We start from the raw sequence: 11,878 nt of genomic DNA, 5'->3' as shown, positions 1-11,878 counted from the left end.
GCGGCATGCGATTGACGGCGCTTGCTCACTGGTGCATGCTCAGCGCAACTGGGAAATGGGGTCTCGTATGTTGATCCGCGTCCTCGCCACCGAAGGCGACCCGTCACCGAGTTCCACGCCGGCCGACCCCGCCACGAGTGCGGTGGACGTGGCACTGTCGAACTACTACCTCGCTATCGGCCTGCTGCTCGGCGCCATCGTCGTGATCGTCCTCGCGCTGGTCTTCGCCTGGCTCTACCATCGCGACGCTCTGCGAACCATCGAGAAGCTCGCCACCACCCCGGGCGCCCCGCCAGTGGCGATTGACTCGGGCGGTGCCGTGGAGAGAGGCATCCACGTCGGGCCCGCCATCATCGGCAGCAGCGTGGCCCAGAAGGACACAGCGGTGATGTTCACGGTCGAGGACCTCGCCGACGGCGCCACTGTCTCATGGGACGTGCAAGGGGCGACGGTCGAGGAGATCGACGGCGGCCGGACGATTCTCGCCACGTTCGCCGAGGACGGGACGTACAAGATCCGCGCCACGGTGACGGATGCGGGCGGGACGGCAACCGAACTCGAGCCCAAACAAGTGACAATCCAGCCGCCCGCCATCGCGACGGCATCGGCGCCGGCGCTCGTGATCCCCTTCGTCGTGAAGAACTGGGGCCGGTTAGTCATCGTGCTCTTCGGGGTAGGGGTGATCTCGGCCCTCATGGCCACCCAGATCCTCGACGCGGCCGCGGGCGTCGGCATCCTGGGAACCCTGCTGGGGGCCGGCGCTGTCTCGGCGACAACCGGCGGAACCGGTGACACTCCCGCACAACGCCCCGGAGAAACGGCTGGCGCGCAGACCGGGGGCGACCGAAGGTAGCGCACGCCGATCGATGATCAACCCGCCGCGAGTGCGGCTTTCAGCCAACGGTCGATGAGCTGGGTCATGAGTGAACTGGCGGAGTAGCGCTGTTAGGGGCTGCGATTTGGCCGCTATACAACCTGGCCGGTTTCGCGGCCGAGCCGCCGCAGCTCACTAACAACGGTGCGGCTCGTTGAGGAAATGACGTGGTGCTTGCGGCTACTGTGTCGCGCTATGTAGTGTACGCCACATGGTACATAGTGCGGCACAGCTCGGTCGACTCGAGCAGGACCTCCGTAAGGGCGCCCTCGTGCTGGCCGTGCTCTCCCAGCTGCGCACCCCGCAGTACGGGTACTCCCTGCGGCAGGCCCTCGCTCAGCGCGGGATGCCCATCGAGGAGGGAACGCTCTACCCGCTGCTGCGCCGGCTGGAGAGCCAGGGACTGCTCGCTTCGCAGTGGCAGGCGGAGGACGGCCCTCCCCGCCGCTACTACGAGCTGAGCGCCCTCGGCACCGGCGTGTACCAAGACTTGACCTCCGCATGGGGGTCGCTGGCGTCGGTGATGAACCGGCTCCTGACCGAGGAGGACTGACGTGGATCCCACCGCCATCATCGACAGCTACGTAGCCGACGTCGTGCGGCACCTGCCGAGACGCCAGCGCGCCGACGTCGCCCTCGAACTGCGCTCGCTGCTCGACGACGAACTCGCCGGTCGGGCAGCGGACACCGGTCGCCCCGCCGACCCCACGCTCGCCATGGAACTGCTCACGACCTTCGGCACACCGCAGGACGTAGCCGACCGTTACCGACCCGCCGGCTTCACGATCATCCGCCCGTCCAACGCCCCCCGATTCACCTGGATCGCGCTCGGCGGCATCGCCCTGATCTGGGCGGTCACTCTGCCAGCCACCCTGCTGGGCGTCATCCCGGTCACCGGCTGGGACTACGGCGCTGACACCTGGTGGGGTCGCCTCACCGTCTGGTGGCTCGGCGCGGGCATCGGCGCCCTCTGGTGGCCCGGCGCGATGATCACCTACACACTCATCGGAGCGCTGGTCGATCACCGACGCGAATCCGGGTCGAAGGCCTGGACGCCTGCCCCGCCCCGCACGATCGACCGCGACCGGGTCAGTCGCCCCGGCACGGTCGTCGCAATCGCGGCCGGGGTGCTGGGCGCCACCATCGTCATCGCCCTGCCCTGGCTCGCCTCGTGGGCGCCCGGGCTCCCAGAACCCGCGATCGAAGCCCTCGCCCTCGACCCCGGATTCCTGCAGTGGCGAGCGCCCTGGATACTTCCCTTGTGGGCGGCGGACCTCGTCCTGTACGTGGTGGTGCTCATCACAGGACGATGGACCGTGCCCACTCTGCGCGCCCGAGCAGTGCTGTCCCTGGCAATGGCCGGCCTCCTGTTGTGGTGGTCGCTCGCGGGGCCGGTGTTCCTCTCACCAGTGACGGACACCACAGCCAGACTCATCTTCGCCGCACTCGCCGTATACGCAGCAACCGACGCGGTCCTCGCCTTCCGCCGCAGCATCTCGACGTCCCGAAGAACACCCAGCCTCGTCTGACTCCGGGGGATCGAGACGCCAGTGAATCTCTCGTTGCACGGTTCGTGCACGTCATCCTTGACTTCCGCGGCTCGTCGTCGGCAGCACGAGCGCCGTGTGCGATCACCACCCCTCCGAGCGGCGCCGCATGGCCCCGGGAGCGACATCACCCAGAACGAGTGTTGCCACGAGCGTTGACGGGTCGATATCGTCCGTGTCAGACGGCATCCCGGGAAGTGCCGGGACCTCGCCGCCGTCGGAAAGAGTTGACGATGAGCCCGCAGGATGTTCTTCCGTTCCCTCCGACCCCTTCGGCCAGCATCGCCGGCAGAACGATGCAGGAGTCGGTCTACGCTCAGCGAGCGACTCCGAGCAGACTGCCCGAGGACGCTCCGAACATCTTGATCATCCTGATCGATGACGCGGGGCCAGGTCTTCCCGACACCTTCGGCGGGGAGGTCCGCACCGACACGCTGAGCCGCGTGCTCGAGGGCGGGATCGGGTTCAATCGGTTCCACACGACAGCGATGTGCTCGCCTACCCGGGCATCGCTTCTGTCGGGCCGCAACCACCACCGGATCGGAAACGGCCAGATCGCGGAGCTCGCCAACGACTGGGACGGCTACGCAGGCGAGATCCCCAAGAGCAGCGCGCTGGGCGCGGAGGTCCTCAAGGACTACGGATACTCGACCGCCGCGTTCGGCAAGTGGCACAACACCCCTGCCATCGAGACCGGAGTCACCGGCCCGTTCCACAACTGGCCGTCAGAGAGCGGGTTCGAGTACTTCTACGGCTTCCTCGCGGGCGAGGCATCCCAGTACGAGCCGAATCTCGTACGCAACACCACGAGCGTCCTCCCGCCGAAGACCGCCGAGGAGGGCTACCACCTCAGTGAGGATCTCGCCGACGACGCCATCCACTGGTTGCGAAACCACAAGGCGCTCGAGCCGGACAAGCCTTTCATGATGTATTGGGCGACCGGATGCCTCCACGGCCCGCACCACATCATGAAGGAGTGGGCCGACAAGTACGCCGGCAAGTTCGACGACGGGTGGGATGCCTATCGCGAGCGCGTGTTCGCGCGGGCCAAGGCTTCCGGGTGGATCCCGGAGGACGCTGTGCTCACGGAGCGCGATGAACGGCTGGCCGCGTGGGACGACATCCCCGAGGACGAGAAGCCGTTCCAGCGTCGCCTGATGGAGGTCGCCGCCGGCTTCGCCGAGCACGCCGACGTGCAGGCCGGCCGTCTCGTGGACGAGCTCGAAAGCCTCGGGTACGGCGAGAACACGCTCGTGTTCTACATCTGGGGCGACAACGGGTCTTCCGGCGAAGGGCAGAACGGCACGATCAGCGAGCTGCTCGCACAGAACGGCATCCCGTCGACGATTCCGCAGCACATCAAGGCGATGAACGACATGGGCGGCCTCGACGTGCTCGGCACGCCGAAGGCCGACAACCAGTACCACGCCGGCTGGGCGTGGGCAGGCAGCACCCCGTACAAGGGGATGAAGCTCGTCGCCTCCCACCTCGGGGGCACGCGTAACCCCATGGCGATCCGGTGGCCGGCGAAGGTGACGCCGGATGCCACACCCCGCTCGCAGTTCGTCCACTGCACCGACATCGTCCCGACACTGTACGATCTGCTCGGCATCTCGCACCCGCGCGTGGTCAACGGCATCCCGCAGGACCCGATCGACGGCACGAGCTTCGCCGCGATACTCGCGGACCCGGCTGCGGAGTCGCAGCATCTGACGCAGTACTTCGAGATCATGGGAAGCCGTGCGATCTACCACGACGGTTGGATGGCATCCGCGTTCGGTCCACGGGCACCCTGGGTGCCCGGGCTTCCGCCGGGGATCGCGGATTGGACGCCCGATCACGACACGTGGGAGCTGTACCACCTCGACGAGGACTGGACGCAGGCGAAGGACCTCGCCGGCCAGGAGCCCGAAAAGCTCGCGCAGATGAAAGAGCTGTTCGCGATGGAGGCGGCTCGCAACAGCGTCTACCCGATCGGCGGTGGACTCTGGGTGCCCGTCTATCACCCGGAGCTGCGCATCTCGACGCCGTATCGCGAGTGGAACTTCACCGGGGACATCATCCGGATGCCGGAGTTCATCGCCCCGGCGCTCGGCAATCGCGCCAACAAAGTGACCATCAAGACAACGGCAGCTGAGAAGCCCGAGGGAGTCCTCTACGCGCTGGGCGGCGCAGGCGGAGGGCTCACCTGCTTCGTCGATGACGGTCGAATCGTCTACGAGTACAACCTGTTCATCGTCCAGCGGACCCAGATCCGATCGGAACGCTCGCTGGAGCCGGGATCGCACACCATCGTGATCGAGACGTCCTATCTCGAGGCGCGGCCGGGAGGTCCACTCCGCATCGTGATCTCGGTCGACGGCGAAGAGTGGGCACAGGGCACGGTGCCGATCAGTGCGCCCCTGCTGTTCACCGCAAACGACTGTCTCGACATCGGCAGATGCCTGGGCGGCCCCGTCTCTCTCGACTACTTCGACAGGGCACCGTTCCCCTACACCGGGGACATCGACAGCGTCCACGTCATCTACTCGACCTGAATCGGGACCGAGAAGATCGCCGGGCAGGGAACCTTCGGCCCACGTAATCGATCACTCCTTCCTTCGGGGAGCGACGAGCCGAGGACTACCGTGGGGAGATGAACGGCCAACCTGCGGGAAGCACCGCTGCGAGGAAAGTCCGCCGCGATGAGTGGAGGGTCGACGAGGACGGACTGGCGTTCCGTGTGCTTCTCTCATCACCGGCGGTCGCGGCTCCCCGTCCAGCCATCGTTCTCATCCACGGGATCGGGATGTCGCACCGGTATCTCTCCCGGCTGCACGATGTGCTCGCGCAGGATCGAGCGGTGTACTCGATCGACCTGCCGGGCTTCGGCGGTCTGCCGAAGCCGGGCGTCGACGTCGGTGTCGCTGCAATGGCGTCTGCGTTAGGCGCTGTCATCGAATCGCTGAACGCGGGACCCGTCGTGCTGGTCGGACACTCGATGGGTGCGCAGTGGGTGGTCGAGGTCGGTGCACAGCGACCGGAGCATGTCACGGACGTGGTGGCGATCGGCCCCGTGGCGGACGCGGAGCACCGCTCGCTCGCTTCGCAGCTGATCGCCCTCGCGAGGGACACGCTTGGTGAGACGCTCGCGATCAATGCGATCGTCCTCACCGACTACCTGAGGTGTGGAGTGCCCTGGTACCTCGCGCAGGTCCGCCACATGTTGACCTACCGCATCGAGGACCGCGTGACGGCGCTGTCCATGCCTCTGATCGTCATTCGGGGCTCGCGAGATCCCATCGCCGGACTGGAGTGGTGCCGCCGCCTGCACGACTCTGCAGCTCGAGCACGCCTTCTCCTCATCCCGGCTCATCACCATGTCGCCCAGCAATCCGCGCCGAGGGCCGTCGCCGCAGCCATCCTGGCCCACGTGACCTGACACACCCAGGAGAGATTGCGACCGACACGGCCGGCCGACCCGCCAAGCTCATCGGAGCAGGAACCTCGGCGGCATCGGAGTGCATGCCAGTCGCTCTGCTGCCGACGCTGGAATGAAGCCCTCCCGCGGGTGACCAGCGCCAGTCCCGTCGACCTATCATGGAGCCCCGGCGTCAGCTCTCGGTCGACCGCGCCTGGCGAGCAGGAACCTGACCGCCTCGACGGTGACGAACGAGGTGATCACCGCGAGCAGGACCGGCGTGGCGTTCAGCGCGCCGATCTGGGTCGTGAACGCCGCGAAGAGCACCATCGCGAACGGCGCGGAGACGAAGCCGCCGACGACAGCCGCCAACATGCACGTGAACGTCAGGCCGAGCGGCAGGCTCGGGACTGCGAGGTGCAACGCGACCCCGGCGGTGCCGCCGATGAAGAGGGAGGGGAAGATCGGGCCGCCGATGAAGCCGCTGCCCAGGCTCACTCCCATCGTGATCATCTTCGCGATCACCAGGACGGCGACGAGGCCGAGCCCCAGCGTCGCCCCTTCCTTCAGCACCACCCCGAGCTGATCGGTGCCGGTCATCATCGTGAGCGGCAGGATCACGCCGACGACGCCGAACAGCACGCCACCGATGATCGACTTGACCAGGTCGGGCAGTCGCAGCCTGTCGAACAGCTTGCCCGAAGCGGTGACAGTAACGCCGAGCAGAGTGCTCACGACCGCCGCGAGAAGTCCGATCCCGACGCCCGCCAGGAGGTACCAGTTCTGGTAGGAGAACGACGGAACCGCGTAGAGGTCGAGGAAGACCGTCCCCGCTACGGCGAAGTAGATGCCGAAGCTGATGCTCGCCGACAGGATCGAGGTGACGAGGACCCTGGTGAGCTTCGCTCCCCCGGGCCGAGCCACTTCGACGATCATCATCACCACGATGATCGGGCTCGAGAAGAGCCCACCATACGATCCCGCCATCCCGCTCAACGTGGTGGCGCCTCGACCTTCGTCATCGAGGCGACGCCGAGCGGCCATCCACTGGCCAAGACCGCCACCGACCGAACCCAGCGCCTTCTCGGGACCGAGGCTCGCCCCGCCGATGAGGGAGGCGGTCGAGACGAGCAGGATCCCGGGCACCAGGCGTGGGTTCACATACTGGTCTTGCAGGTCGGCGATCAGTCCCGGCGTCTTGAACGGCAGGCGGGTGGCCCAGCGGAGAAGGCCGATGACCAGACCGGCGGCAGCCGTGACCGCAACCCACCACCAGTGGCCCCCCATCCAGCCGGGGCTGGAGTAGGCGTACCAGCCCTGCCCGAGACGCAGCAGCCACATGAAGACGAGACCGAACAGGCCGCCGAAGACGCCGAGCAGCGCAGCGGCGCCCAGCAGGAGCCAGAAGTCTCCGGTCTCGGCGACAGGGACATCGCCGGCCGCCGACGGCGCCGGATGCCCCGCAGGGGCTTCGGCGGCCGGTGGGCGTGTCGGTTGCTGATGCTCGTTCACCATGCGCAAACCTCCTGCATGCCCGGGCGTCCCGTCACTCTTACGGCGCTTCGGTCATGGGGCGGCACCCGCCCGCTCTGGCGACCAGTGCGAGGAATCAGGCCGCGTCGGCACCAGGATGCCAGTACGCGTTCACCCTGTCCACGACGCGACGAGTCATCACGAACTCTCTGGCAAGGACGGAGCGCTGTCGCGGACCCGGACGTATCCCCGTGCGGTGTCCGTAACAAGGTCATTACCTCCGGGGAATAGACCGGGGCGACCTCTATGTGGAATGGTGATATCGGCCTTCTGCCGACACTGCCCGGTCTCCCCAGGGCCACATGGGCCGTGCGTCTCGTTCCCAAGCGGGCGCACACCGTCGCGGTAGGTCCGGTCCCCCTCGGGCTTCGGAGCTGGCCAGCACGGGCTCGAGGGGGGCCGCCTCTGAAGCGCCCGTGCGATGCCGGCCGTTCCCCCAGTCCCCAGTGGCTCTGACCCGAGCGGACCCCAAGTCCCATTGCTCGCGTCTGCGCCGGTCTCACCCTACCTGTCCCCCGTTTGGGGGACAAGAACTTCTCGCCACTCTCTCGGCGCGGTCAGGGGCGGCTGTTCCGCCGGCCCGCAGCGCGCCGCACGAAGCCGAAGATCACGGTGCCGACGAAGAGGATCACGCCGATGATCCCTAGCCAGAGCAGTCCCTCGAGGGCGAACCCCACGACCGCCAGGATCGCCCACACCACAAGGAGGATCACGATCACGGTCAACATACCCTCACGCTACTCCCGGCTTCCGCGCGTTCATAGGTGAGCGGCCTGCGCCCCGCGAGCATTGGGCCGACGATCCGTGTACCCCGCGCGTGCGACGAGCGCAGTCCCTCGCAGGCAGGAACGTGGTCGACGCCCGAAGGATGCTCGCGGACCATCACCGCCGCACCCGCTCCAGCACCCCGAGGCGGGCAGCCTGCTGGTACGCGCCGAGGGCCGCGAGCGTGGATTCCGCCCCTCGGTTCTCGTTGCGCCCGCCCGCTTCCAATCCGTCGAAGCCCGCTCCCGACTCCCGATCGATCATGGGTGTGGCGGCGTCGTTGTCACCCGTGAACCACGCCCATGCCGCCGCGACGCCGTCTCGCCACGAGGGGTCCGCGGTGATGTCGAAGGCACGCGCGCACGCGTCCGCGATGGCGGCCACCTCGATGGGCTGCTGATCGAATTGCACCGACCTCTGCGCGGGACCGCGGCCGCCGACGCCCGTCACGGACAGGTGCCCGCCACGTGTTTCGACATCCAGCAGGAACCGCAGCATCGCGAGCCCGCGAGCCACGACACGAGGGTCGTCCATCGCCGCACCCCCGGCGAGGAGTGCTTCAGGGAGCGCCGCGTTGGCGTAGCGCAGTCGTGGCTCCGGCCACGCCCAGTGGTCGTCGGACGGAGTGCCGATCGAGGCGACCCCGTCCATCAGCAGGGCGCGGGCTGAGAGATCCCCGGGGTCGGCGCTGAGCACGTCCGCCGCTCCCAGCGTCGCGAACGCCATTGCTCTCCCATGCGGTGATCTCGCCGACGCGGCGCGATGGAACGCGATCAGCGCGCGCTTGCGATCCGATGCGGTCGGAAGGTCGACGGCTGCCGCGCCGAGTGCCCTCAGCGCGCGACCCCACCAATCGCCGAGCCCCGCGTCGTCTGTCCACTCGCCTCCGGCGTCCATGCGGTTGTGGACCTGGCCGTCGACATCGACAGCGGCCTCGAGGAACCTGAGATATGTGGCCACCAGTCGATCGAGCGCCGGGGCGCGCTCGGATTCACGCACCAGCACCACGAGTGCGCGAGCGACATCGTCTACGCAGTAGCCGTGATCGCGGCGGGGCATATCCAGCAGCGCGTGCTCGAAGAGCCCGCGCCCGTCCGACATCGCGAGCAGGTGGGCGAATGTCGATGAACCGGACGCGTCCGGATCGCTGTCCTGACCGGTCATGCCGCGATCGCCACCATGCGGTCAGCCAGCGCTCGGTACCTCTCGGCCACGGCGGGCCAGGAGGCGTCCTGCGTGTCGCGCAGCGCGGCGTTGTGCATCTGCTGGGCGGTGGCTTCCGCCCTGAGGATCGTGCGAATGGCCTGTGCCATCGACTGCGGGTCCTGATGCCGAGCGATCGTGCCCGCTCCCCCGCCCAGGAGCTCGACGGCGTGCGGGAAGCCTGTCGCCACGACGGGGATTCCTGCCGCCACGGCCTCGATCAGCACACCGGACGTCGCCTGGTCGCGGGAGTCGTACGGCAGCAGCACGACGTCGGCTCGAGCCATCTGCTCAGCCAGCTGCGAGTCGTCGAGGTAATGGTCCTCGAATGTGACGACGTCGGCCAGGCCGAGGTCGTCGATCAGCCGTTGCAGCGATTCGCGGTAGTGCTCGCCCTCACGGGCGAGCACCTTGGGATGGGTCTGGCCGGCGATGACGTACTCCACCGGAGCGCCGGCATCCTGCAACCGCGCCACGGCGCGGATGCCCCACTCGATCCCCTTGCCGGGAGAGAGGAGTCCCCACGTGAGGACGCGTTTCGGGCCGCTGTGCTTCGTCGGGCGAGCTTCACGTGACACGGGCACGCCGTGCGGGATGACCCGGACCTTCGATCGCTTGACGCTGTAAGTGCGCATCAGGATCTCGCTGGCGTTGTCTGTCATCACCACGACGTTCGCGGCGAGCTTGCACACCGTGTCGAGGACGACCCGCTGGTGGTCGGTCGGCGCGGAGAGCACCGTGTGCAGCACCACAATCGCCGGCGTGTTCAGCGATCGGAGCAACGGAATGATCTCGTCGCCGTCCGGGCCTCCGTAGATCCCGTACTCGTGCTGGACGATCGCGACATCGCACTGATCGAGCGCACGCACGGCTGCGCGCATGGTCACCCGGTTGCGCGCAACCAGCTCCACGGTGCTCGGGATCCGGGCGATGTCTTCGGCACCGCGACGGCTGTCCATCACGTCGAGCACCCGAACGATCGTGGGCGTGTGCGGCTCGCCGGCAGCGAGGGCACCGGCGAGCGCCTCCGTGAACGTGGCGAGACCGCAGCGCGTGGGCGGATAGGTGGAGAGAAATCCGAAGCGGGTCATGATGACCATCTCTGTCGGCCCGGTGTCTATCGACCCCGGGGACTCGAGACGTCTGCCGACGGCATCCCTCGTGGAACTACGCCAGCGTTGCCGCGGTCCGGTTTACGCGACCGGTGCAAATGGCCGCGCTTTGGTTCGCACCCTACACCACCCTCATGTGCGACCTCCCGGCGAGGCGACGACCAGGTCGGATGCCGCGAAGGAGCCATCCGCCATGGGCTCGACGTCGAACCGTGCCCGGGCCCCGGCACGGATAACACCCCCATCGAACGTCGCCCCGCTTGCGGTCCGGTCGACGGCCGCGGCGGCATCGTCGACGACGAAGCCGGTGACACCTCGATCACGAGGTGGCGCTACGCATGCTGACTGAGGCGGATCAGTCCGGAAGGAGCTCGGTGAGCAGGCGTTCGACGCGATCTCGGATCTCGTCGCGAACGCGCCGCACCCCCTGTAGATCGAGGTCGGCGGGGTCCTCCAGCTGCCAGTCCAGGTACCGCTTGCCCGGGTATAGCGGACAGGCGTCGCCGCACCCCATGGTGATCACCGCGTCAGCCGCTCGCACCACGTCGTCCGTCAGCGGCTTCGGGAACTCGTCCGTGACATCGAGATCCAGTTCGGCGAGCGCCAGTGCCACCTCGGGCAGGATGTGCGCGCCCGGCTGGGACCCCGCCGATCTGACGTGGACCCGGTCCCCTGCGAGATGACGGGTCAGCGCGGCGGCCATCTGCGACCTGCCCGAATTCTGCACACAGACGAACAGGACTTCGGGGACCGGCTTCGCGATGAGCCCCTTGGACTGGGCGAGCGCGGTCAAGCGGTCGCGTGCGAACTTCTCTGCGAGGCTCGGCAGGTGGGTCCTCACGGCCGCGGTGCGCGCCAGAGCCGTGTACGACTCGAAGACGACGCGCTCGACGGTCTCTTCGCCGACCATGCCCCTGAACTGCTGCGTCAGACGCTCTGCCGCGCGGAGGAGGACGGCATCGGGCGACAGCAGCGCGCCCTGACCGGATGCGCCGGTCATGCGGCACCTCGCGCAGGCAGGATCTCGGCGAGCAGCGCCTCCACCCGACCGCGGATCTCGTCGCGGATCGGACGCACGGCCTCGATGCCCTGACCCGCCGGGTCGTCCAGTTCCCAGTCCTCATAGCGCTTGCCGGGGAAGATCGGGCAGGCGTCTCCACAGCCCATCGTGATCACGACATCGGACTCCTTCACGGTGTCGACCGTGAGCACCTTGGGGGTGTTGCGGGCGATGTCGATGCCCTCCTCCGCCATCGCCTCGACGGCGACAGGGTTGATGACATCCTTGGGTGCGGATCCCGCGGACAGCACCTCGACATCGTCGCCACCGAGGGCGCGGAGGTAGCCCGCCGCCATCTGGGAGCGACCGGCGTTGTGCACGCAGACGAACAGGACAGTGGGCTTCTCGGTCACGTTGGCCTCGCTTTCTCTCACGAGAAGCATA

At 67.8% G+C, this 11,878-nt stretch carries 11 protein-coding genes; 5 read left to right on the top strand and 6 right to left on the bottom strand.

Annotated elements, in window-relative coordinates:
• Positions 1-31 precede the first annotated feature (31 nt).
• The 5 genes from Q9R08_RS17465 (at position 32) to Q9R08_RS17445 (ending at position 5,842) form a co-directional block, all read left to right on the top strand.
• A complete protein-coding gene (locus Q9R08_RS17465) occupies positions 32-853 on the top strand; it encodes a PKD domain-containing protein (protein ID WP_308869428.1) in 822 nt (273 codons plus the stop codon).
• A 232-nt stretch (positions 854-1,085) separates the two neighbouring features.
• Positions 1,086-1,427 (top strand): PadR family transcriptional regulator, encoded by a 342-nt coding sequence (locus tag Q9R08_RS17460; protein ID WP_308869427.1) that lies wholly within the window; start codon positions 1,086-1,088, stop codon positions 1,425-1,427.
• A 1-nt stretch (position 1,428) separates the two neighbouring features.
• Positions 1,429-2,403 (top strand): HAAS signaling domain-containing protein, encoded by a 975-nt coding sequence (locus tag Q9R08_RS17455; RefSeq protein ID WP_308869426.1) that lies wholly within the window; start codon positions 1,429-1,431, stop codon positions 2,401-2,403.
• Between the two features lie 380 nt (positions 2,404-2,783).
• Entirely contained in the window at positions 2,784-4,958 is a 2,175-nt protein-coding gene (locus Q9R08_RS17450) for an arylsulfatase (protein WP_308869424.1), read from the top strand.
• A 98-nt stretch (positions 4,959-5,056) separates the two neighbouring features.
• On the top strand, positions 5,057-5,842 hold the full coding sequence (locus Q9R08_RS17445; protein WP_308869423.1) for an alpha/beta fold hydrolase: 786 nt from the start codon (positions 5,057-5,059) through the stop codon (positions 5,840-5,842).
• A gap of 156 nt (positions 5,843-5,998) precedes the next feature.
• Here Q9R08_RS17445 and Q9R08_RS17440 read toward each other — a convergent pair whose 3' ends face one another.
• The 6 genes from Q9R08_RS17440 to Q9R08_RS17415 form a co-directional block, all read right to left on the bottom strand.
• Entirely contained in the window at positions 5,999-7,336 is a 1,338-nt protein-coding gene (locus Q9R08_RS17440) for a chloride channel protein (protein ID WP_308869421.1), read from the bottom strand.
• Between the two features lie 575 nt (positions 7,337-7,911).
• Complete coding sequence (locus tag Q9R08_RS17435) at positions 7,912-8,082, bottom strand: hypothetical protein (protein WP_308869420.1); 171 nt, start codon at positions 8,080-8,082, stop codon at positions 7,912-7,914.
• Positions 8,083-8,236: 154 nt separating this feature from the next.
• On the bottom strand, positions 8,237-9,283 hold the full coding sequence (locus tag Q9R08_RS17430) for a glycosyltransferase (protein WP_308869419.1): 1,047 nt from the start codon (positions 9,281-9,283) through the stop codon (positions 8,237-8,239).
• Positions 9,280-10,413 (bottom strand): glycosyltransferase, encoded by a 1,134-nt coding sequence (locus Q9R08_RS17425; protein WP_308869418.1) that lies wholly within the window; start codon positions 10,411-10,413, stop codon positions 9,280-9,282. The genes Q9R08_RS17430 and Q9R08_RS17425 overlap by 4 nt, the downstream gene beginning before the upstream one ends.
• Before the next feature lie 376 nt (positions 10,414-10,789).
• Positions 10,790-11,434 carry an arsenate reductase ArsC gene (locus Q9R08_RS17420; RefSeq protein WP_308869417.1) on the bottom strand — a complete coding sequence of 215 codons (645 nt, stop codon included), beginning with the start codon at positions 11,432-11,434 and terminating at the stop codon, positions 10,790-10,792.
• Positions 11,431-11,877 carry an arsenate reductase ArsC gene (locus Q9R08_RS17415; RefSeq protein ID WP_308869416.1) on the bottom strand — a complete coding sequence of 149 codons (447 nt, stop codon included), beginning with the start codon at positions 11,875-11,877 and terminating at the stop codon, positions 11,431-11,433. The genes Q9R08_RS17420 and Q9R08_RS17415 overlap by 4 nt, the downstream gene beginning before the upstream one ends.
• Position 11,878: the final 1 nt, after the last annotated feature.

The organism is Microbacterium psychrotolerans, assembly GCF_031085295.1.
GTDB classification, from domain to species: Bacteria; Actinomycetota; Actinomycetes; order Actinomycetales; family Microbacteriaceae; genus Microbacterium; species Microbacterium psychrotolerans.
This window is presented reverse-complemented; position numbering and strand designations above follow the sequence as displayed.